This window comes from Pseudomonas sp. ANT_H12B, from assembly GCF_008369325.1.
Lineage (GTDB): Bacteria > Pseudomonadota > Gammaproteobacteria > Pseudomonadales > Pseudomonadaceae > Aquipseudomonas.
Genome location: NZ_VOBI01000017.1, coordinates 38,368 through 59,763 on the forward strand (window position 1 = coordinate 38,368; position 21,396 = coordinate 59,763).

Consider the following 21,396-nt stretch of genomic DNA (forward strand, 5'->3'; position numbering starts at 1 on the left):
CTCTCCTCAGGCCGCGCCTAATTACTCGAACCAGTGGGCTCGGGCGGCCATGATCAACTTGCCGGCACGATCATCGTCAATGCCGTCGATGTCGAGCAGATCGTCAATAGACTGCTCGGCCAGGTCTTCGCGGGTAATTACGCCGCGCACCGCCAGTTCCATCGCCAAATCCTTGTCCATACCCTCAAGCGAGAGCAGGTCTTCGGCCGGATGGGCGTCTGCCAGCTTTTCCTCAGTAGCGATGGCTTTGGTCAACAAACGATCCTTGGCGCGAGCGCGAAGCTCGTTGACGGTTTCTTCGTCAAAGCCGTCGATGTTGAGCATTTCTTCCAACGGTACGTAGGCAATCTCTTCCAGGCTGGTGAAGCCCTCATCTACCAGCACCTGTGCCAGGTCTTCGTCGACTTCCAGCTCGTCGATGAAGTTGCGCAGGATATCGCCGGTTTCTGCTTGCTGCTTAGCCTGGATGTCCGATTCGGTCATCACGTTCAGGGTCCAGCCAGTCAACTGGCTAGCCAGACGCACGTTCTGACCACCGCGACCGATGGCCTGAGCCAGATTGTCTGCGCCAACGGCGATGTCCATTGCATGGGCATCTTCGTCAACGATAATTGCCGCCACTTCAGCCGGCGACATTGCATTGATCACGAACTGAGCCGGGTTGTCGTCCCACAGGACGATGTCCACACGCTCACCGCCCAACTCACCCGACACTGCCTGGACGCGCGAACCGCGCATACCGATGCAAGCGCCTTGCGGGTCGATGCGTTTGTCCTTGGAGCGGACCGCGATCTTGGCACGCGATCCCGGGTCACGGGACGCAGCCATTACTTCGATCAGGCCTTCAGCGATTTCCGGCACTTCGATGCGGAACAACTCGATCAGCATTTCCGGCGCGGTACGCGACAGGATCAGCTGCGGGCCGCGGTTCTCGGTGCGGATTTCCTTGAGCAGCGCACGCAGACGTACGCCGACCCGGAAAGTTTCGCGAGAGATGATGTCTTCACGAGCGAGCAACGCTTCAGCGTTGTTGCCCAGATCGACGATCACATTGTCGCGGGTAACTTTCTTCACGGTGCCGGAGATGATTTCTCCCAGGCGCTCGCGATAGGCATCAACAACTTGAGCGCGCTCGGCTTCGCGAACCTTCTGCACGATGACTTGCTTGGCAGTCTGTGCAGCGATGCGGCCGAACTCGATGGATTCGATCTTTTCTTCGACTACATCACCAACCTGGGCACCAGGATGCGTTTCGGCAACCTTGCTCGGCCAGGTTTCGATGGCCGGATCGTCCAGGTCTGCTTCTTCGACGACCGTCCAGCGACGGAATGTCTCGTAAGCACCGGTGTGGCGATTGATTTCCACACGCAGATCGACTTCGTCCTCGAAACGCTTTTTGGTAGCAGTGGCCAAGGCCAGCTCCAGCGCTTCAAAAATTACGTTTGCCGGTACGCCCTTTTCATTGGATACCGACTCAACAACCAGCAGTACTTCTTTGCTCATCGTACGCCTCGCCTTTCGCAAGCCATTGGATCCGCGGGATCCGCGTCTCAGTCAAAACTGGGAATAATGTTGGCCTTGTCGATCATATCGATCGGCAACAGGAACTCATGGTCTTCAACCTGCACCACGACGTCCTGCTCTTCTACACCGCGCAGAAGGCCCTGAAAGTTGCGTCGTCCTTCAAAGGGCGAGCGCAGCTTGATCTTCACTTGTTCACCGGCAAATTTTGCAAACTGCTCAATAGTGAACAGTGGGCGTTCCATGCCAGGCGAGGAAACTTCAAGGGTATATTCAACGGCGATTGGATCTTCAACGTCCAGGACACCACTGATCTGACGGCTGACGATGGCACAATCGTCCACCAGCACTCCGCCTTCTTTATCAATATAAACGCGCAACATTGAGTGGCGACCTTGAGCCGAGAACTCAATACCCCAGCATTCATAGCCTAGGGCCACGACCACCGGGGCCAGCAAGGCCTGCAACTCTTCTAGCTTGCTCGACACCTGAACCCCCTCGTGCATGTATGTGCATGCTGTGCAAAATAAAAAAATGGGCGAAACGCCCATCCTTGAAACGCCGTCGAATAGTGGCGTTGAAAGTGTCCAGCTAACAAAAAGCCCCTTAAAAGGGGCTCCTTAAACTGGTTGCGGGGGCCGGATTTGAACCGACGACCTTCGGGTTATGAGCCCGACGAGCTACCAGACTGCTCCACCCCGCGACAAAGCTGGGGCGGAAGTATACGACCGATCCCTGACAGGGTCAATGTAACCTTCCACCTACAAGAAAGCCCGCAACAGCGGGCTCTCCTGATAATTGGTACCGAGAAGGGGACTCGAACCCCTACACCCTATGGGCACAACCACCTCAAGGTTGCGTGTCTACCAATTCCACCACCTCGGCAATACTACGTTTGAAACCCTTCTTACTTTTGCTCTTGAGCTGGAGGCACGTCAGTCGCTGGAGTAGCCGACTTTTGCTCTTGAAGCACCGGGACATCATCAGAAGCCGGTTGTTGCTTTGGAACCTCCAACACTGCCGGGTTTGGCAAACCTACTTGAGTCAGCTGTTGAGCTTTCTCTTTAGCAAAGTAACCTAACCCTAAGCTGGTTATGAAGAAACCGGCGGCAAGTATAGCAGTAAACTTACTAAGAAAGGTAGAGGAACCTTGGCTTCCGAACACAGTATTTGAAGCACCTGCTCCGAAAGACGCACCAGCATCCGCACCTTTACCCTGCTGCAGCAATACTAGAGCAACTACGCCCAATGCACCCAGCAGATGAAAAACGACTACGACTGTTTCCAGCATTTTTTCAGTTTCCCGCGGCGCGAAAAATCGCACCGAACTCATCTGCATTCAGGGAAGCTCCACCAATGAGCCCCCCATCGATATCCGGCATGCCGAACAGTTCGACCGCATTGGCCGCCTTCACGCTGCCGCCGTATAGAAGCCGCACACCTTGTGCGACTTCAGAATTCTCTGCCGCCAACTGCGCGCGAATGGCTGCGTGCACATCCTGCGCCTGTTGCGGCGAAGCAGTCAGCCCGGTACCAATGGCCCAGACTGGCTCGTAAGCGATTACTGCCTTTGCAAAGACACCAACACCCAGCGCCTCTATGATACTGCCTAGCTGATGCCCGACAACCTCAAGAGTTTTACCGGCTTCGCGCTGCTCAAGGGTTTCCCCTATGCACAACACCGGAATCAAGCCACATGCCTGTGCCGCTGCGAACTTGCGAATGAGTGTTTCATCATTCTCGCCGATGACCTGGCGGCGTTCGGAATGCCCGACGAGCACCAGGGAGCAACCTTCATCAGCCAACTGACTCGGTGCAATCTCACCGGTCAATGCACCTTGTTTGGATTCCACCGCAGCATTCTGCGCGCCGACCTTGATCGACTTGCCTTCCAGACCATCAATCACTTGATTGACATGCAAGAAAGACGGGAATACCGCTACATCAACACCGCTCGGCAAGGCCAGATGACGAAGGCCGTTAATCAGCTCAGCGACGCTGGCGCGGGTACCGTGCATCTTCCAGTTACCAGCTACCATAGGGCGACGCATGCTGTACCTCGTCGGTCAAAGTGGGCGCAGATGTTACCCAACACAATCAAGGCTGGCAAGCCGAAATCAGGCAGAAACTTCAGTAACCAGTTTCGCCAGCTCTTCGGCGTAGCCGCGGACCTGTGTTTCGTCCTCGCCTTCGACCATCACGCGCACCAATGGCTCCGTCCCCGACTTGCGCAACAGCACGCGTCCACGACCTGCCATAGCCTGGGTAACGCGCTCGCCGGCCTCTTTGACCGACGGATGATCGAGGGGGCTTGCACCACCGCCAAAACGCACATTGATCAATACCTGGGGGCACTTTCGCAGTGCCTGACGGGACTGAGCCAGCCCTTCAGAACGCGTCTTCAGCGCCATCAGCACTTGCAGCGCCGCAATAATCGCATCACCGGTGGTGGTGTGATTGAAGCAGACGATGTGCCCGGAGTTCTCGCCACCCAACAGCCAATTACGCTCCAGCAGGTCAGCAATGACATAACGGTCGCCAACGTTGGCGCGCACAAAAGGAATCGATAGATCAGCCAGGGCCAGTTCCAGCCCCAGGTTACTCATCAATGTGCCGACTACACCGCCCTGCAATTTGCCACGCTCATGCAGATCGCGTGCAATGATGAACAGCAATTCGTCACCGTCGACAATAACGCCGGTGTGATCGACCATCAGGACCCGATCACCATCACCGTCAAACGCAATACCCAGATCAGCGTGCTCGGCCAGTACGGCCGCCTGAAGCTGGCCCATATGGGTCGAACCGCAATTGTCATTGATGTTCAGACCGTTTGGTTGCGCCGACAGAACGACAACTTCAGCACCCAGTTCACGGAACACGCTAGGCGCCACCTTGTAGGTCGCACCGTGAGCGCAGTCGATCACGATCTTCAGGCCCGCGAAGCTGGTGCCGGTCGGAACGCTGCTCTTGCAGAACTCAATGTAACGACCCGAGGCGTCGTTGATCCGCGATACCTTGCCGATCTTGCTCGACTCGACCACCGTCATCGGGGTGTCGAGCAACTCTTCGATCATGTGCTCGACTTCATCCGGAAGCTTGGTGCCCTTTCCGGAGAAAAACTTGATGCCGTTGTCATCGTGAGGATTGTGCGAGGCACTGATCACAATGCCGGCTTCGGCATGAAAGGTACGGGTCAGGTACGCAATTGCCGGCGTCGGCATCGGGCCCAGGAGCATTACGTCAGCCCCTGCCGACGTCAACCCGGCCTCGAGCGCCGATTCGAACATGTAGCCGGAAATCCGGGTGTCCTTGCCTACCAATACCTTGCAGGCGCCCATTTTGCGGAATGCCATGCCCGCAGCCCAACCGAGCTTGAGCATGAAGTCAGGAGTAATCGGGTATTCACCGACCCGACCACGAATGCCGTCAGTGCCAAAGTATTTCTTAGTCATAAGTGCTCCATCATTCTTATTCGGCTGATTCCACTGCGGCGATCATCCGCATCACGTCCACTGTTTCCGCTACATCATGGACGCGCAATATACGCGCCCCCTTGAGCGAAGCCAGCGCAGCGAGCGCCAGACCGCCATACAGGCGCTCTCCGACCGGGCGATTCAATGCCTGACCGATCATGCTCTTTCGCGAAACCCCAACCAACAGGGGCCGCCCCAAGGCATGCAAGGCTTCCATATGCTTGAACAAGCTTAGATTGTGCTGCAAGGTTTTGGCGAAGCCGAAGCCCGGATCAAGAATGATCCGCTCAACCGGAATCCCTACCGAAGCACAAGCAGCCATGCGCTCGACCAGAAACTCACCCACTTCCCTCGTAACGTCCTGATACTGGGGATTGTCCTGCATATCGCCCGGCTCACCGAGCATATGCATCAGACAGACCGGCAGACCAGTGGCCGCGGCTGCATCCAGGGCGCCATCGCGGCGAAGCGAACGCACATCATTGATCAACCCTGCCCCAAGCCGAGCGGTTTCACGCATGACGGCTGGCGTGGAGGTATCAACCGAGATAATCACGTCCAGTTCGCGATGAATTCGTTCGACGATGGGTGCTACGCGCTCCAGCTCTTCCAACGGGGAAACCGCCCTGGCGCCAGGCCGGGTCGACTCACCACCGACATCGATCAGCGTCGCGCCAGCCGCCACCATAGCCTCAGCATGGCGCAAGGCCGCATCTAGCTGGCTGTATTGGCCGCCGTCAGAGAATGAATCAGGAGTGACATTGAGAATACCCATGACATGCGTCTGGGCCAAATCAAGAACCCGGCTGCTACAAGGCAACCGGGTTGAGGACTGAACAAAAGTCATTTCAAACCTTAAACGTCAGCAGCTGGACCGCCGATAGGTGTTTCCGGACGCTCATCCTGCACCTTCGGAGGTGTTCCGGAAGTACCGGTGCCGTCTCCTGACCAGTCGCGAGGCTCGCGAGGCGTACGACCCGCCATGATGTCGTCGATCTGTTCAGCATCGATCGTTTCGTACTTCATCAAGGCATCAGCCATTGCGTCGAGCTTGTCGCGGTTATCCGTGAGGATCTGCTTCGCCGTGCCATAGCACTGATCAATGATGCTGCGCACTTCGGAGTCGATCAGCTTGGCTGTCTCACCGGAGAAACTTGCACCTTGCCCACCACCGCCGCGACCAAGGAACACTTCACCCTCTTCTTCGGCGTACATCAACGGACCGAGTTTTTCCGACAGGCCCCACTTGGTCACCATGTTCCGTGCAATCTGGCTGGCACGCATGATGTCGTTTGACGCACCGGTGGTGACGCCGTCGAAGCCCAAGGTCATCTCTTCAGCAATACGGCCGCCGTACAACGAGCAGATCTGGCTGATCAATGCACGCTTGGACAGGCTGTAGCGATCTTCTTCCGGCAGGAACATGGTCACACCCAGCGCACGACCGCGCGGAATGATGGAGACCTTGTAGACCGGGTCATGCTCAGGCACGACACGACCGACGATAGCGTGGCCAGCCTCGTGATAAGCGGTGTTCTGCTTCTCTTTCTCGGACATGACCATCGATTTGCGCTCAGCGCCCATCATGATCTTGTCTTTGGCCAGCTCGAATTCTTTCATCTCGACGATGCGCTTGCCGGTACGAGCAGCGAACAACGAGGCTTCGTTCACCAGGTTGGCGAGGTCGGCGCCGGAGAAGCCAGGGGTACCACGAGCAATCACCGCTGGAGCGACGTCGTCACCCATTGGCACTTTGCGCATGTGAACCTTGAGAATCTGCTCACGACCACGGATGTCCGGCAAGCCGACGACAACCTGACGGTCGAAACGGCCCGGACGCAGCAACGCAGGGTCCAGTACGTCCGGACGGTTGGTCGCAGCGATCACGATGATACCGTCGTTCATTTCAAAGCCATCCATCTCTACCAGCAACTGGTTGAGAGTCTGTTCGCGCTCGTCATGACCGCCGCCCATGCCGGCGCCACGGTGGCGACCGACGGCGTCGATTTCATCGATGAAGATGATGCACGGCGCGTGCTTCTTGGCTTGTTCGAACATGTCGCGAACACGGCTTGCACCGACACCCACAAACATTTCAACGAAGTCGGAGCCGGAAATGGTGAAGAACGGCACCTTGGCTTCGCCGGCAATTGCCTTGGCGAGCAAGGTCTTACCGGTACCCGGAGGACCGACCATCAGCACGCCGCGAGGAATACGGCCACCCAGACGCTGGAACTTGCCCGGATCGCGCAGGAACTCGACCAACTCGCCGACTTCTTCCTTGGCTTCGTCGCAACCGGCAACGTCACCCAAGGTTGTTTTTACCTGATCTTCGGAGAGCAGGCGCGCCTTGCTCTTGCCGAAGCTCATCGGTCCGCCCTTGCCGCCCGCACCGCCCTGCATCTGGCGCATGAAGAACATGAAAACGGCGATGATCACCAGGATCGGGAAGCTTGCGACCAGGAGTTGAGTCCAGATGCTTTGCTGCTCAGGCTGCTTGCCTTCGACCACGACGTGGTTGTCCACGAGATCGCCGATCAGGCCATTGTCCTGGATTGCCGGACGAATGGTCTTGAAGCTGTCGCCATCGTTGCGCTTGCCGGTAATCACATAGCCATCCACGGCTACGCGCTCGACCTTCCCATCCTTGACCTGCTGGATGAAGTCGGAATAGTTGAGGGTCTGCGGCTCGTTAGGGCTGGAGAAGTTGTTCATCACCGTCACAAGGACAGCCGCGATGATCAACCACAGGATCAGATTCTTTGCCATATCGTTCAATTAACTACCCTCTGAAGCAAGCTCCGCTACTGGCGCGCGCTTCGCATGATATTCACCGGCCTAACTTACTACATTACCTACGGCTCTGGCAGGCGCCGTCTGTAACCCTTTGTGAAACACTTTCTACACAATATTCGCTAATGCTCACGGGGCGAAATACGAAAATCCTATCGACCCGCTAAAAAACCTCGATTTACTCACTACGGCCGCGGTAGCCCCAAGCCAGCATGTATTGCTCGCGGGAACTGCCACGGGAAGAGTCCGGCTTGATCATCTGGACCTTGTCGAATTTCTGACGAGCGTCCTTCACGTAAGCATCAAACCCTTCGCCCTGAAACACCTTGATCACGAAATTACCACCCGGCTTGAGTATCCGAGCCGCCAGATCAAGAGCCAGCTCACATAGAAACATGGCTTTCGGCATGTCCACCTCAGGCGTACCACTCATATTGGGGGCCATATCGGAAATCACAAGGTCCACCTGCGAATTACCAACGGCTTCAAGGATCTGAGCGAGCACGTCGTCCCGGGTGAAGTCCCCCTGGATGAAAGTCACGTCCGGAATGCTGTCCATTTCCAGGATGTCCGAGGCGATCAGACGCCCCTGACCACCGATCAGCCGACTAGTGACCTGCGACCAGCCGCCGGGCGCCGCTCCCAGGTCGACAACACTCATACCTGGACGGATCAGTTTGTATTTCTCCTGGACCTCCAGAAGCTTGTAACTCGCACGCGAGCGGTAACCATCCTTCTGCGCCTGCTTCACATAGGGATCATTGACATGTCTTTGCAGCCACTTAAGGCTTGTCTTGGAACGGGCCACAGGCCACCTCGAAAATAAAACGGGTCGTGATTAACTGGGCGGTCCCGGACTCGCTCGGGTAAACTGGCCGCCGCTTTTTACAAGATCAGACGCAGGGGTCAGATTATGCCGCTCACTCAAGAGCAGAAGAAACAGTACAAATCCATTGGCCACCATCTGAAACCAGTTTTGACTGTGGCTGACAACGGTTTGACTGAAGGTGTGTTAGCCGAACTTGAACGCGCTTTGGCGGATCACGAGCTAATTAAAATCAAGCTCAACATCCTCGATCGCGAGTCACGCCTGGCGAACATTGCAGAACTGTGCAAGGTCGGCAAAGCGGACCTTGTTCAGGTCATCGGCAAGATGGCACTGATTTACCGCAAGAACTTCAGCGTCAACAAGCAGCTGTCGAACGTTCATCGCTTCAAGTGATGGCAAGGGTCAAGGGTGTGCTTCGCGCACCCTGCCGCTCCATCCAGGCACCGGCTGCAACACCAGCACCAGCCCGGAAAACCCCAGAATCAGGTAACTGAACACCTGCCAACGCACTGCATCCGGCCAACCGAAGCGCACGGCGAAAAACATCGCACACGCATACAGCGCCATCATTAGCAGTTGCCCACGAATATCGCGCCATAGACTGGCGAGGCCCTCGGCCTGAACCAGCACCAAAGCCTGAAAAATCACACACGCTGCGGCAAATACCACCATCAGCGCATCCAGCATGCCTGCAATTTCGTCGATCAGCACCGGCAGCAGACCAATGTGTAGCAGCCACAGGCCGCCAACCCACAATATCAGAGTCAGCTGCCAAAGCATGGCGCCCGCACGTAGCGGGCGCCTGCGTTTAGATGTGGCGAACTTCGACAATCTCGTACTCGATAACGCCACCGGGCGTTTTCACGGCAACCACGTCACCCTCTTCCTTGGCGATCAAGGCGCGGGCCAGTGGTGAGCCGACCGAAATCTTGCCGAGTTTGAAGTCAGCCTCATCCTCACCAACGATGTGGTAAGTGACGCTTTCATCGGTTTCGACGTTGGCGATTTCAACGGTGGTGCCGAAGATCACTTTGCCGGTGTGAGGAATGGTCGTGACATCAATGATCACCGCGTTTTGCATGCGGCCTTCGATGTCGCGGATCCGCGCCTCGACCATACCTTGCTGCTCGCGAGCAGCATGGTATTCGGCGTTTTCCTTCAGGTCACCCAACTCGCGGGCCGTGCCGATGTCCTGGCTGAGCTTCGGGCGGACGACCTTGGTCAGGTGAGCGTGTTCTTCTTCCAGGGCTTTCGCGCCCTTGACGGTCATTGGGTACTTGATCATGCCTTCAATCCTGCGTGTAGGTCCTGCAAGCGGCGCACGGTCTTCTCGGGGCCGAACTTCAGCGCTTCGCAGATGGCTTCGCCAGCAGCAATGGTAGTGGTGCAGTAGATCTTGTGCTGCAAGGCATTACGACGAATGGAATAGGAGTCAGCGATCGACTGACGACCTTCGGTGGTGTTGATGATCAGGGTGACTTCGTCATTCTTGATCATGTCGACCACGTGCGGACGACCTTCAGTCACCTTGTTCACACGACGCACTTTCAGGCCCGCGGCTTCGATCAGCTTGGCAGTACCGGCAGTGGCGACCACTTCGAAGCCCAAGTTGATCAGATCACGGGCCACGCCTGCAACCAGTGGCTTGTCGTCATCACGCACGCTGATGAATGCGGTACCGCCGGTCGGCAGCACTTCGCTGGCGCCCATTTGGGCCTTGGCGAACGCTTCGCCGAAGGTGTCGCCCACGCCCATCACTTCACCGGTGGACTTCATCTCTGGACCCAGGATCGGGTCCACTCCAGGGAATTTGGCGAATGGGAACACCGCCTCTTTCACACTATAGAAGTTCGGAATGATTTCTTTGGTGAAGCCAATTTCCTTCAAGGTTTTACCGGCCATCACGCGAGCCGCGATCATGGCCAGGGAAACACCGATGCACTTGGACACGAACGGTACGGTACGGGAAGCGCGCGGGTTGACTTCGATGACGTAGATGTCTTCGCCTTGCAGCGCCAATTGCACGTTCATCAGGCCGACAACGCCCAGCTCCAGGGCCATTTTCTTGACCTGTTCGCGCATCTCGTCCTGGATGTGCCCAGGCAGCGAGTACGGCGGCAGGGAGCACGCGGAGTCACCAGAGTGAACGCCGGCCTGCTCGATGTGCTGCATGATCGCGCCGATCACCACGTCGGTGCCGTCGCAAACTGCATCCACGTCCATTTCGATGGCGCAGTTGAGGAAGTGGTCGAGCAGCACCGGGCTGTCGTTGGACACTTTCACCGCGTCACGCAGGTAGCGCTTGAGTTCTTCTTCTTCGTAGACGATTTCCATCGCGCGGCCGCCCAGTACGTAGGACGGACGAACCACCAGCGGGTAACCGATCTTGCTTGCAGCACGAATCGCTTCGTCTTCGCTGCGCACGGTGGCGTTCGGCGGCTGACGCAGGTTCAGGCGCTCAACCATTTGCTGGAAGCGCTCACGGTCTTCGGCACGGTCGATGGCGTCAGGGCTGGTGCCGATGATCGGCACGCCAGCTTCTTCCAGGGCGCGAGCCAGTTTCAGAGGGGTTTGGCCGCCGTACTGGACAATCACACCTTTTGGCTTCTCGACGCGGCAGATTTCCAGCACGTCTTCCAGGGTCACTGGCTCGAAGTACAGGCGATCAGAGGTGTCGTAGTCGGTGGATACGGTTTCCGGGTTGCAGTTGACCATGATGGTCTCGTATCCGTCTTCGCGCAGCGCCAGTGCCGCATGAACGCAGCAGTAGTCGAACTCGATGCCTTGGCCGATACGGTTAGGACCGCCGCCGAGGATCATGATCTTGTCGCGGCCCGAAGGCGCGGCTTCGCACTCTTCCTCGTAAGTCGAGTACATGTAGGCGGTGTCGGTGGCGAACTCGGCCGCGCATGTATCAACGCGCTTGTAGACCGGGAACACCTCGAGCTTGTGACGATGGCGACGCAGGTTTTTCTCGGTCACACCCAGCAGCTTGGCCAGACGCATGTCGGAGAAGCCCTTGCGCTTGAGCTTGAACATCATGTCGCGGTCGATGCTGGCCAGACCCAGGGTCTTGACCTTCTCTTCTTCCTTGATCAGATCTTCGATCTGCACCAGGAACCACGGATCGATCATGTTCATGCCGAAGATGTCTTCGACCGACAGGCCGGCGCGAAAGGCATCAGCCACGTACCAGATGCGCTCGGCACCCGGCACGGTCAGTTCGCGCTTGAGGATGCTCATGCTTTCCGGATTGCTCAGGTCGAGCTTCTCGTCCAGGCCGCAAACGCCCACTTCCAGACCGCGCAGGGCTTTCTGCAGGGATTCCTGGAAGGTCCGACCGATGGCCATGACTTCACCGACCGACTTCATTTGAGTGGTCAGGCGCGCATCGGCTTTCGGGAATTTTTCGAAGGCGAAGCGTGGCAGCTTGGTGACGACGTAGTCGATCGACGGTTCAAAGGACGCAGGAGTAGCGCCGCCGGTGATTTCGTTCTGCAACTCGTCCAGGGTGTAGCCGATCGCCAGCTTGGCAGCGATACGCGCGATCGGGAAACCAGTGGCTTTCGAGGCCAGGGCCGAAGAGCGGGATACACGCGGGTTCATCTCGATCACGACCATACGGCCAGTGTCGGGGCAGATGCCGAACTGGACGTTGGAGCCGCCGGTTTCCACGCCGATTTCACGCAGTACCGCCAACGAGGCGTTACGCATGATCTGGTATTCCTTGTCCGTCAGGGTTTGTGCCGGAGCCACGGTGATCGAGTCACCGGTATGCACGCCCATCGGGTCAAAGTTTTCGATCGAGCAGACGATGATGCAGTTGTCCTTCTTATCGCGGACAACCTCCATTTCGTATTCTTTCCAGCCGATCAGGGATTCGTCGATCAGCAGCTCTTTGGTCGGCGACAGGTCGAGACCGCGGGCGCAGATTTCTTCGAACTCTTCACGGTTGTAAGCGATACCGCCACCGGTGCCGCCCATGGTGAAGGACGGACGGATGATGCACGGGAAGCCAAGCTTCTCGAGAACCACGTTGGCCTCTTCCATGCTGTGGGCGATACCCGAGCGCGGGCAGTCCAGGCCGATGGATTTCATTGCCTTGTCGAAGCGCGAACGGTCTTCAGCCTTGTCGATGGTGTCAGCGTTGGCGCCGATCATCTCTACGCCAAACTTCTCCAGAACGCCTTCGCGCTCCAGGTCCAGTGCGCAGTTCAGAGCGGTCTGGCCACCCATGGTTGGCAACAGCGCGTCCGGGCGCTCTTTCTCGATGATCTTGGCAACGGTCTGCCACTTGATCGGCTCGATGTACGTCGCGTCGGCCATGTCCGGGTCGGTCATGATGGTCGCAGGGTTGGAGTTCACCAGGATGACGCGGTAACCCTCCTCGCGCAGGGCTTTGCAGGCCTGGGCGCCGGAGTAGTCGAATTCGCAGGCCTGGCCGATCACGATCGGGCCAGCGCCGAGAATCAGGATGCTTTTAATGTCTGTACGTTTTGGCATGGGTTTGTCACTCAAATCCGCAGGTCAGTCGGCAAGCCGTCTTGTTCAATCTTTGAAGACCTGAGAGGGCCACCGTGTGTCGGGGCCGCCCTCAAGCTTTGCTACATCAAGGCGAGCGATTAGCGTCGCTTGGCCATTTCATTGATGAAGCGATCAAACAGTGGTGCTACGTCGTTCGGGCCAGGGCTGGCTTCAGGGTGTCCCTGGAAGCTGAAGGCACTCTTGTCGGCAAGTTCGATGCCTTGCAGGGTGCCGTCGAACAGCGATTTGTGAATCGCCCGGACGTTGGCTGGCAAGGTCGCTTCATCTACCGCAAAACCGTGGTTCTGGCTGGTGATCATCACCACACCGCTGTCCAGATCCTGGACCGGGTGGTTGGCGCCGTGGTGGCCGTGACCCATTTTCAGAGTCTTGGCGCCAGCGGCCAGGGCCAGCAGTTGGTGACCGAGGCAGATACCGAACACCGGAATGTCGGTTTCCAGCACGTCCTTGATCGCCTGGATCGCGTAGTCGCATGGCTCCGGGTCACCAGGGCCGTTGGACAGGAACACGCCGTCCGGCTTCAATGCCAACGCTTCAGCAGCTGGCGTCTGTGCAGGCACCACGGTCACACGGCAACCGCGCTCGACCAGCATGCGCAGGATGTTCAGCTTGACTCCGTAGTCGTAGGCAACCACGTGGTACGGAAGTTCGGAGGCTTCGATGGTCGCGTGGCTGTCGGTTTTCAAGTCCCAGACAGTCGAGCGCCACTCGTACTTCTCTTTGGTGCTGACGACTTTCGCCAGATCCATGCCCTTGAGGCCAGGGAAACCCTGAGCGGCGGCAATGGCGGCTTCTTCGGAAATATTGTCACCGGCCATGATGCAGCCGTTCTGCGCGCCCTTTTCACGCAGGATGCGTGTCAGGCGGCGGGTGTCGATACCGGCGATTGCCACAACGTTGTTGGCTTTCAGGTAGTCAGACAGGGACATCGTGTTACGCCAGTTGCTCGCAACCAGCGGCAGGTCACGGATGACCAGGCCAGCGGACCAGACTTGGTTGGACTCGGCGTCTTCCGGTGTGGTGCCGGTGTTGCCGATGTGCGGGTAAGTCAGGGTAACAATCTGTTGGGCGTAGGAAGGATCGGTAAGGATTTCCTGATAGCCGGTCATTGCGGTGTTGAACACCACCTCACCAACGGTTTGACCGTCGGCTCCAATGGCTTCGCCGCGAAAAATGCTGCCATCAGCAAGGGCGAGTATGGCTGGCTTAGTCAAGAAGACCTCCCGTAAATAAAGCCTGAAAGGGCGATCGCAGGTTGTAAAAAAGCGGAGTGACGTATGGACACGTCACCCCGCTTCTTCACCGAATAATTCTGCGCGCTTTTAGTGGACACACTAAAGCTGTAGCTTACAGAAAAAGGCATTTTTGGTCTACCGCCAATGAGCCTTAAAGGCCGGAGAATGCGACAGGACGTCGCTTGGCGGAGTAAAACCGGGCTCAAACCTGGGTTTGAACCCGATTTCGGGCACATCTTAACGCAGATCGAGCACGTCTTGCATGTCGTAGAGACCTGGCTCACGGCCGTCTAGCCACAATGCGGCACGCACCGCACCCTTGGCGAAGGTCATGCGACTGGAAGCCTTGTGGGTGATTTCCAGACGCTCGCCTTCGCAGGCGAACAGCACCGTATGATCGCCGACCACATCACCACCGCGAACGGTAGCGAAGCCAATGGTTTCCCGCTCGCGGGCACCGGTATGGCCTTCACGACCATAAACCGCCACCTTCTGCAGATCACGATCCAGTGCACTGGCGATCACTTCACCCATGCGCAGAGCCGTACCTGAAGGCGCATCGATCTTGTGCCGATGATGCGCTTCGATGATTTCGATATCCGCCTCATCACCCAGCACACGAGCCGCCATATCGAGCAGTTTCAGCGACAGGTTCACACCGACACTGAAATTGGCCGCGAACACGATCGGAATATCCTTGCCCGCCTCGGCCAGCAACTGCTTCTGTGCCGCATCCAGCCCGGTCGTACCGATGACCATGGCTTTGCCCGCTTTACGGCAGAACGCCAGGTTTTTCAGCATGACTTCCGGGAGCGTGAAGTCGATCAACACATCAAACTCTTCAGCCACCGCCTCCACGTGACCGGACAGAGTCACGCCGATACGCCCCAACGAGGCCAGCTCACCGGCATCCACGCCAATCAGCGTGCTGCCGGGGCGCACGATGGCCGCCGTCAGCCCGGTCAGCGGCGCGCGTTGCTGCACCGCCTCGACCAGAATCTTGCCCATGCGCCCGGCAGCGCCCATCACCGCAATACGTCGCATGCCTGCCTCCTTACAAATCGCCGAAGAAGCGCTTCACGCCTTCGAACCAACCAGTGGTTTTCGGCGAATGGCTGTTGTCATCCGCCAGCGAGCTGCGGAACTCTTCCAGCAATTCACGCTGACGACGACCCAGGTTGACCGGGGTTTCGACCGCCACGCGGCACATCAAATCACCGGCGCCGCCACCACGTACTGGCGCAACGCCTTTGCCACGAACACGGAACTGCTTGCCGGTCTGAGTCCCCTCAGGGATCTTCAGTTTGACTCGACCATCAAGGGTCGGAATCTCCAGCTCGCCGCCCAACGCCGCATCGACAAAGCTGATCGGCACTTCGCAGAACAGGTGCTTGCCGTCACGCTGGAAGATCGCGTGCTCACGCACATTGATCACCACGTACAGGTCGCCGGTCGGGCCACCCTGGGCGCCCGCCTCGCCTTCGCCAGACAGGCGAATGCGGTCACCGGTATCGACACCGGCCGGCACTTTCACCGACAGGGTCTTGTACTCTTCGACACGCCCTTCGCCGTGGCAGGAATCGCACGGATCGGAAATGATCTTGCCTTGGCCATGGCAACGCGGGCAGGTCTGCTGCACCGAGAAGAAGCCCTGCTGCATGCGCACCTGACCGATACCGCCGCACGTCGGGCAAGTGATCGGCGAGGAGCCTTTCTTGGCACCCGAACCGTCGCACGGCTTGCAATTGACCAGTGTCGGAACGCGGATATTCACGGTGGTACCGCGCACCGCTTCTTCCAGGTTCAGCTCCAGGGTGTAACGCAAATCGCTACCGCGCTGAGCGCCGCCACGAGCACCGCCGCGACCGCCACCGAAGAAGTCACTGAATACATCGCCAAAGATATCGGAGAAGTTCTGACCGCCAAACCCGGCACCGCCGCCACCCATGCTCGGGTCGACACCGGCATGACCGTACTGGTCGTACGCCGCGCGCTTGCTGGAATCGGACAGTACTTCGTAGGCCTCGTTGGCCTCTTTGAACATGTCTTCCGATGCTTTGTCATCGGGATTACGGTCCGGGTGGTGCTTCATCGCCAGGCGACGGTAGGCCTTTTTCAGGTCTGTTTCGCTTGAGCCACGCTCAACACCCAATACTTCGTAATAGTCACGCTTTGCCATAAGTCTTTGCACTCTTAAGGACGTTCGGCAAACCCCTCCTGAGCTTCGCCAAACTCGTTGAGCCCCAATACAGGCCCGGACCCAACTCACGTCAATTCAACGATCCTGGTCTTTGATTCGATGCGGTACTTTCGGCTCGAAAAGCAGGAGCATTCCCGGCCATACCGCCAACACACGAGCCTTGTCGCACGCTGTAAAAATTCGCTAACTCCAGACACGCCAACGCGGGAGCAAGCTCCCGCGCGGCGACATCCTACCAGTCACCGCCTGAAGGCAGTCAACCGGGCGACCAACAACTTACTTGTGGTCTTTGACTTCTTCGAACTCGGCATCGACAACGTCGTCAGCCTTCTCAGCCGATTCGCCTTGCGGTGCAGCGCCTTCAGCAGGCTGAGCCTGTTCGGCGTACATCTTCTGCGCCACTGGAGCGGAGACTTTCGACAGTTCTTCAACCTTGGCTTCGATTGCAGCTTTGTCGTCGCCTTTAACAGCGGCTTCCAGAGCAACAACAGCCGCTTCGATTGCAGTCTTCTCTTCAGCAGTCACTTTATCGCCAGCGTCTGCGACCATTTTGCGAGTCGAGTGAACCAGCGCATCGCCCTGGTTGCGAGCGGTAGCCAGCTCTTCGAACTGGCGATCTGCGTCGACGTTGGCTTCAGCATCGCGAATCATCTGCTGAATCTCTTCCTCGGACAGACCGGAGTTGGCCTTGATCACGATCGACTGAGTCTTGCCAGTAGCCTTGTCTTTGGCGCCTACGTGCAGGATGCCGTTGGCGTCGATATCGAAGGTCACTTCAATCTGTGGCACGCCACGTGGTGCTGGTGGAATCTCGGCCAGGTCGAACTTGCCCAAGGACTTGTTCTGTGCGGCTTGCTTACGCTCACCTTGCAGCACGTGAATGGTCACGGCGCCCTGGTTGTCGTCGGCAGTCGAGAACACTTGCGATTTCTTGGTAGGAATCGTGGTGTTTTTCTCGATCAGCGCAGTCATCACGCCGCCCATGGTTTCGATACCCAGAGTCAGCGGGCTGACGTCGAGCAGCAGGACGTCTTTCACATCACCGGCCAATACTGCGCCCTGGATAGCAGCACCCATGGCAACGGCTTCGTCCGGGTTCACATCTTTACGTGCTTCTTTACCGAAGAACTCGGTCACCAGCTTCTGAACCAGGGGCATACGGGTCTGACCGCCAACCAGGATCACGTCGTTGATGGCACCAACGTCGATACCGGAGTCTTTCAGAGCGATGCGGCAAGGTTCGATGGTGCGCTGAACCAGGTCTTCAACCAGCGCTTCGAGCTTGGCGCGGGAGATTTTCACGTTCAAGTGCTTAGGACCAGTGGCGTCTGCCGTGATGTACGGCAGGTTCACGTCGGTCTGCAGGCTCGAAGACAGCTCGATCTTGGCTTTCTCGGCAGCTTCTTTCAGGCGCTGCATGGCCAGCGGGTCACCTTTAAGGTTCATGCCGCTTTCTTTCTTGAATTCGTCAACGAGGTAGTCGATCAGACGAATGTCAAAGTCTTCACCGCCCAGGAACGTGTCGCCGTTGGTGGCCAACACTTCAAACTGGTGCTCGCCATCGACTTCAGCGATTTCGATAACCGAAACGTCGAAAGTACCGCCGCCCAAGTCGTAAACGATCACGGTGTGATCGCCTTTCGCCTTGTCCATACCGTAAGCCAGAGCGGCCGCGGTTGGTTCGTTGATGATACGTTTTACGTCCAGGCCCGCGATGCGGCCGGCGTCTTTGGTGGCTTGACGCTGGCTGTCGTTGAAGTAAGCCGGAACGGTGATCACCGCCTCAGTCACTGGCTCGCCGAGGTAGTCTTCGGCGGTTTTCTTCATTTTTTTCAGAATTTCAGCCGAGATTTGTGGCGGCGACATTTTCTGGCCGTTCACTTCAACCCAGGCGTCGTTGTTATCAGCCTTGACAATCTTGTAAGGGACCATCTGGATGTCTTTCTGAACCACTTCTTCATCAAAGCGACGACCGATCAGACGCTTCACCGCGTACAGGGTGTTATGCGGATTGGTCACAGCCTGACGCTTGGCCGACTGGCCAACGAGGATCTCGCCATCGCTGGCGTAAGCGACGATCGACGGCGTGGTACGCGCGCCTTCAGCGTTTTCAATAACTTTGGCTTTGCCGTTTTCAAGCACGGAGACGCAGGAGTTGGTAGTCCCCAGGTCGATACCGATAATTTTGCCCATGTTCACTCTCCCGAAACTTTGGATTTGGTTGCCGCAGCAGTGGTGGCTAACTGCGGTAGCACTTAAACGCTTGACTTCTAAATGGGGGCCTTGCGGCTAATTTCAAGCCTGCTCGTCAATCGAAGGCGAAACTGGTGCAGGGGCCTTGCTGACCACGACCATGGCCGGGCGCAGCAGGCGACCATTGAGCTGGTAGCCCTTCTGGAACACCTTGAGCACGCTATTAGGCTCGACGTCGGCGCTTTCCTGCATGGCCATCGCCTGGTGATGAACGGCGTTGAACGGTTCGCCATGCGGATCGATCGCTTCCAGCTGATAACGCTTCAGGGTGTCCTGGAACATTTTCAGGGTCAGTTCGATGCCTTCGCGCATTGGGCGGATGCTTTCGTCATCCGGATTGGACAACTCCAGACCACGCTCCAGGCTGTCGATGATCGGCAGCAAGTCGCCGGCGAATTTTTCCAGCGCGAATTTGTGAGCCTTTTCTACATCCTGCTCGGCGCGGCGGCGGACGTTCTGCAGATCGGCGGCAACACGCAAAGCCTGATCTTGCGCACCTGCCAGTTGCTCTTCGAGCACTTGTACACGAGCCACCAGGTCTTCACCCGAAGCCTCGGGGCCTTGGTTGGCGTCTAGATTTTGCGTATCCACTGTCTGTTCGTCAGCCATAGATTTCTCCTTTCAATATCGTCCGCGAGCTCAACTCGCGCTTCTGCCCAGCTATATGGGGCCGCAAAATTCAGCTTCAAGGGGGCTTGATCATTAACCCTACAAAAACAACTGCATTGTCATTCCTCGATGCGCTAAGGATTTCGTCGGATCAAGCGAATCGAGCTAAAAGAGGGCATTGTCAGCCAGAAACAAAACACTGTATAAATAACCAGACCTAAAGCCTGGGAGCGGCCTTTATGCTGGTGCACCTGTCCGTACATAACTACGCCATTGTTGAACATCTCGATCTCGAACTTGATCGCGGGATGAGCGTGATCACAGGGGAAACCGGCGCCGGCAAGTCGATCATGCTCGACGCCCTGGGCCTGACCCTGGGCGATCGCGCCGACAGCGGCGTGGTTCGACCCGGCGCAGACAAGGCCGATATCCTGGCGACTTTCGACCTGGTCGACATTCCCGAAGCAAGCGCCTGGCTGGCCGAGCGCGATCTGGAGAGCGATGGCCCGTGCATCCTGCGCCGGGTGATTACCGCAGAAGGACGCTCGCGCGGCTATATCAATGGCACGCCCTGCCCCCTCGGCGATCTCAAGGCCTTGGGCGAGTTGCTGATCGACATTCACAGCCAGCACGAACACCAATCCCTGCTCAAGACCGATACCCACCGCCGCCTGCTCGACGAGTATGCCGGCGCAACGGACCTGGCCCGCCAGGTACACCTGGCCGCCCAACGCTGGCGCCAGACCCGCCAGGAACTGGAGCGCCTTACCAACTCCGGCGACGAGCAGCGCGCACGCCATCAATTGCTCAGCTATCAACTTGAAGAGCTGGAAAACCTCGGCCTCGGCGAAAACGAACTGGGACAGCTGGAACAGGAACACAAGAACCTCACCAACGCCGAAACCCTGCTGGGCATCTGTCGGCAAGTAGTCGAACAATGCAGCGAGAGTGATTCCGGCAATGTTTTGAACGCCCTCACCGCCAGCCTCAACCGTCTATCGAGCGTCAACAACTCTATCGGCGCACTGGGTGAGGCCAGCAGCCTGTTGACCAGCGCGCAGATCCAGGTCGAAGAAGCCGTGGGTGAGCTGAACCGCTTCCTGGATAACTTCGACGCTGACCCGGCGCGTCTTCAATACCTGGAAGAACGCCTTGATGCGATCTACACCATGGCGCGCAAACATCGCATCCAGCCGACCGAAGTGGCCGAGATGCAGCAGCGTTTGCTGGATGAAATTGAAACCCTGAATGCCAACGACGAATCTATCGAGCGACTGAGCGATGAACTGGCCTCCTATGCCCGTCATTATCAGGAGAAGGCCCGTGAGTTGAGCGATTTGCGTCATCAGGCATCGAGCAGCCTGGCTTGCGCCGTAGAACAGGAAATCCAGCGACTGGGCATGCCCGGCGGGCGCTTCAGCATTGAACTGCGCCCCAATGGCAGCGATGAACTGCTGCCCAATGGACTCGAACAAGTAGAACTGCTCGTGAGCGCCAACCCGGGGCAACCTCTGAAAGCCCTGGCAAAAGTAGCCTCGGGCGGCGAGCTGTCACGGATCAGCCTGGCGATTCAGGTGATCACCGCGCAAACCTCGCGCGTACCGACCCTGGTGTTCGACGAAGTGGACGTGGGCATCGGCGGACCAACCGCCGAGATCGTTGGCCAGTTGCTGCGCCGACTCGGGGAACGCGGACAGGTTTTGACGGTGACTCACTTGCCGCAAGTGGCGGCGCAGGGTCATCAGCATTTATTCGTACACAAAGTGCGCGGCGAGGATGCGACTCACACCGCCGTCTCCAAGCTGAGCAAGAATGATCGTGTCGAAGAAGTGGCGAGGATGTTGGGAGGCATCGACCTCACCAAGGAATCCCTGGCTCACGCCAAGAAGATGGTCGTCACTGCGAAAATTTAAGACCGGCAGAAAGCACGAAGGC

18 protein-coding genes and 2 tRNA genes are annotated in these 21,396 nt (G+C 57.6%); 2 read left to right on the forward strand and 18 right to left on the reverse strand.

Annotated elements, in window-relative coordinates:
* Positions 1 to 21: 21 nt before the first annotated feature.
* From nusA to rlmE, 10 genes are all read right to left on the reverse strand, one after another.
* Entirely contained in the window at positions 22 to 1,503 is a 1,482-nt protein-coding gene (gene nusA / locus FQ185_RS22905) for a transcription termination factor NusA (protein ID WP_008024459.1), read from the reverse strand.
* Between the two features lie 47 nt (positions 1,504 to 1,550).
* Positions 1,551 to 2,009, reverse strand: a complete 459-nt coding sequence (gene rimP / locus FQ185_RS22910) for a ribosome maturation factor RimP (RefSeq protein ID WP_010463487.1) — start codon at positions 2,007 to 2,009, stop codon at positions 1,551 to 1,553.
* 138 nt (positions 2,010 to 2,147) lie between these two features.
* Positions 2,148 to 2,224 (reverse strand) — tRNA-Met (locus FQ185_RS22915).
* A gap of 96 nt (positions 2,225 to 2,320) precedes the next feature.
* A tRNA-Leu gene (locus FQ185_RS22920) sits at positions 2,321 to 2,406 on the reverse strand.
* A gap of 22 nt (positions 2,407 to 2,428) precedes the next feature.
* Positions 2,429 to 2,812, reverse strand: coding sequence for a preprotein translocase subunit SecG (secG, locus tag FQ185_RS22925; protein ID WP_010463489.1), 384 nt, complete (start codon positions 2,810 to 2,812; stop codon positions 2,429 to 2,431).
* Between the two features lie 4 nt (positions 2,813 to 2,816).
* Positions 2,817 to 3,572, reverse strand: coding sequence for a triose-phosphate isomerase (gene tpiA, locus FQ185_RS22930; RefSeq protein ID WP_149419422.1), 756 nt, complete (start codon positions 3,570 to 3,572; stop codon positions 2,817 to 2,819).
* Positions 3,573 to 3,638: 66 nt separating this feature from the next.
* Positions 3,639 to 4,976: a phosphoglucosamine mutase gene (gene glmM / locus FQ185_RS22935; RefSeq protein WP_149419423.1), complete on the reverse strand. Its 1,338-nt coding sequence runs from the start codon at positions 4,974 to 4,976 to the stop codon at positions 3,639 to 3,641.
* Between the two features lie 16 nt (positions 4,977 to 4,992).
* Positions 4,993 to 5,844: a dihydropteroate synthase gene (folP, locus tag FQ185_RS22940; protein ID WP_149419424.1), complete on the reverse strand. Its 852-nt coding sequence runs from the start codon at positions 5,842 to 5,844 to the stop codon at positions 4,993 to 4,995.
* 8 nt (positions 5,845 to 5,852) lie between these two features.
* Entirely contained in the window at positions 5,853 to 7,766 is a 1,914-nt protein-coding gene (gene ftsH, locus FQ185_RS22945) for an ATP-dependent zinc metalloprotease FtsH (RefSeq protein WP_149419425.1), read from the reverse strand.
* 202 nt (positions 7,767 to 7,968) lie between these two features.
* Entirely contained in the window at positions 7,969 to 8,598 is a 630-nt protein-coding gene (rlmE, locus tag FQ185_RS22950; RefSeq protein WP_020299918.1) for a 23S rRNA (uridine(2552)-2'-O)-methyltransferase RlmE, read from the reverse strand.
* Between the two features lie 105 nt (positions 8,599 to 8,703).
* On the opposite strand from rlmE, the gene FQ185_RS22955 reads away from it, so the two are divergent.
* Positions 8,704 to 9,012, forward strand: coding sequence for a YhbY family RNA-binding protein (locus tag FQ185_RS22955; protein ID WP_008005472.1), 309 nt, complete (start codon positions 8,704 to 8,706; stop codon positions 9,010 to 9,012).
* A 9-nt stretch (positions 9,013 to 9,021) separates the two neighbouring features.
* On the opposite strand, the gene FQ185_RS22960 is transcribed toward FQ185_RS22955, so the two are convergent.
* The 8 genes from FQ185_RS22960 to grpE all read right to left on the reverse strand — a co-directional run bounded on the left by FQ185_RS22960 (position 9,022) and on the right by grpE (position 19,461).
* On the reverse strand, positions 9,022 to 9,399 hold the full coding sequence (locus tag FQ185_RS22960; RefSeq protein WP_149419426.1) for an MFS transporter: 378 nt from the start codon (positions 9,397 to 9,399) through the stop codon (positions 9,022 to 9,024).
* 28 nt (positions 9,400 to 9,427) lie between these two features.
* Positions 9,428 to 9,904, reverse strand: coding sequence for a transcription elongation factor GreA (gene greA / locus FQ185_RS22965; protein ID WP_046045786.1), 477 nt, complete (start codon positions 9,902 to 9,904; stop codon positions 9,428 to 9,430).
* Positions 9,901 to 13,122, reverse strand: a complete 3,222-nt coding sequence (gene carB, locus FQ185_RS22970) for a carbamoyl-phosphate synthase large subunit (RefSeq protein WP_149419427.1) — start codon at positions 13,120 to 13,122, stop codon at positions 9,901 to 9,903. The genes greA and carB overlap by 4 nt, the downstream gene beginning before the upstream one ends.
* Positions 13,123 to 13,241: 119 nt before the next feature.
* Complete coding sequence (gene carA / locus FQ185_RS22975; RefSeq protein ID WP_149419428.1) at positions 13,242 to 14,378, reverse strand: glutamine-hydrolyzing carbamoyl-phosphate synthase small subunit; 1,137 nt, start codon at positions 14,376 to 14,378, stop codon at positions 13,242 to 13,244.
* A gap of 258 nt (positions 14,379 to 14,636) precedes the next feature.
* On the reverse strand, positions 14,637 to 15,443 hold the full coding sequence (dapB, locus tag FQ185_RS22980) for a 4-hydroxy-tetrahydrodipicolinate reductase (RefSeq protein ID WP_149419429.1): 807 nt from the start codon (positions 15,441 to 15,443) through the stop codon (positions 14,637 to 14,639).
* A gap of 10 nt (positions 15,444 to 15,453) precedes the next feature.
* Entirely contained in the window at positions 15,454 to 16,578 is a 1,125-nt protein-coding gene (dnaJ, locus tag FQ185_RS22985; RefSeq protein WP_149419430.1) for a molecular chaperone DnaJ, read from the reverse strand.
* 297 nt (positions 16,579 to 16,875) lie between these two features.
* Positions 16,876 to 18,792 carry a molecular chaperone DnaK gene (gene dnaK / locus FQ185_RS22990; protein ID WP_149419431.1) on the reverse strand — a complete coding sequence of 639 codons (1,917 nt, stop codon included), beginning with the start codon at positions 18,790 to 18,792 and terminating at the stop codon, positions 16,876 to 16,878.
* 102 nt (positions 18,793 to 18,894) lie between these two features.
* The gene (gene grpE / locus FQ185_RS22995; RefSeq protein WP_149419432.1) at positions 18,895 to 19,461 is read right to left on the reverse strand and encodes a nucleotide exchange factor GrpE; all 567 of its coding nucleotides are present in this window, start codon (positions 19,459 to 19,461) and stop codon (positions 18,895 to 18,897) included.
* Positions 19,462 to 19,700: 239 nt separating this feature from the next.
* Here grpE and recN point away from each other — a divergent pair, with 239 nt between their 5' ends.
* Positions 19,701 to 21,374: a DNA repair protein RecN gene (recN, locus tag FQ185_RS23000; RefSeq protein WP_149419433.1), complete on the forward strand. Its 1,674-nt coding sequence runs from the start codon at positions 19,701 to 19,703 to the stop codon at positions 21,372 to 21,374.
* The last annotated feature ends 22 nt before the right edge of the window (positions 21,375 to 21,396 follow it).

What these genes read in the sequence shown, in the direction of transcription:
- nusA (WP_008024459.1), bottom strand. Translation starts at nt 1,503, where the DNA reads ATGAGCAAAGAAGTACTGCTGGTTGTTGAGTCGGTATCCAATGAAAAG.
- secG (WP_010463489.1), bottom strand. Translation starts at nt 2,812, where the DNA reads ATGCTGGAAACAGTCGTAGTCGTTTTTCATCTGCTGGGTGCATTGGGC.
- tpiA (WP_149419422.1), bottom strand. Translation starts at nt 3,572, where the DNA reads ATGCGTCGCCCTATGGTAGCTGGTAACTGGAAGATGCACGGTACCCGC.
- glmM (WP_149419423.1), bottom strand. Translation starts at nt 4,976, where the DNA reads ATGACTAAGAAATACTTTGGCACTGACGGCATTCGTGGTCGGGTCGGT.
- folP (WP_149419424.1), bottom strand. Translation starts at nt 5,844, where the DNA reads ATGACTTTTGTTCAGTCCTCAACCCGGTTGCCTTGTAGCAGCCGGGTT.
- ftsH (WP_149419425.1), bottom strand. Translation starts at nt 7,766, where the DNA reads ATGGCAAAGAATCTGATCCTGTGGTTGATCATCGCGGCTGTCCTTGTG.
- FQ185_RS22955 (WP_008005472.1), top strand. Translation starts at nt 8,704, where the DNA reads ATGCCGCTCACTCAAGAGCAGAAGAAACAGTACAAATCCATTGGCCAC.
- FQ185_RS22960 (WP_149419426.1), bottom strand. Translation starts at nt 9,399, where the DNA reads ATGCTTTGGCAGCTGACTCTGATATTGTGGGTTGGCGGCCTGTGGCTG.
- greA (WP_046045786.1), bottom strand. Translation starts at nt 9,904, where the DNA reads ATGATCAAGTACCCAATGACCGTCAAGGGCGCGAAAGCCCTGGAAGAA.
- carB (WP_149419427.1), bottom strand. Translation starts at nt 13,122, where the DNA reads ATGCCAAAACGTACAGACATTAAAAGCATCCTGATTCTCGGCGCTGGC.
- dapB (WP_149419429.1), bottom strand. Translation starts at nt 15,443, where the DNA reads ATGCGACGTATTGCGGTGATGGGCGCTGCCGGGCGCATGGGCAAGATT.
- dnaJ (WP_149419430.1), bottom strand. Translation starts at nt 16,578, where the DNA reads ATGGCAAAGCGTGACTATTACGAAGTATTGGGTGTTGAGCGTGGCTCA.
- dnaK (WP_149419431.1), bottom strand. Translation starts at nt 18,792, where the DNA reads ATGGGCAAAATTATCGGTATCGACCTGGGGACTACCAACTCCTGCGTC.
- grpE (WP_149419432.1), bottom strand. Translation starts at nt 19,461, where the DNA reads ATGGCTGACGAACAGACAGTGGATACGCAAAATCTAGACGCCAACCAA.
- recN (WP_149419433.1), top strand. Translation starts at nt 19,701, where the DNA reads ATGCTGGTGCACCTGTCCGTACATAACTACGCCATTGTTGAACATCTC.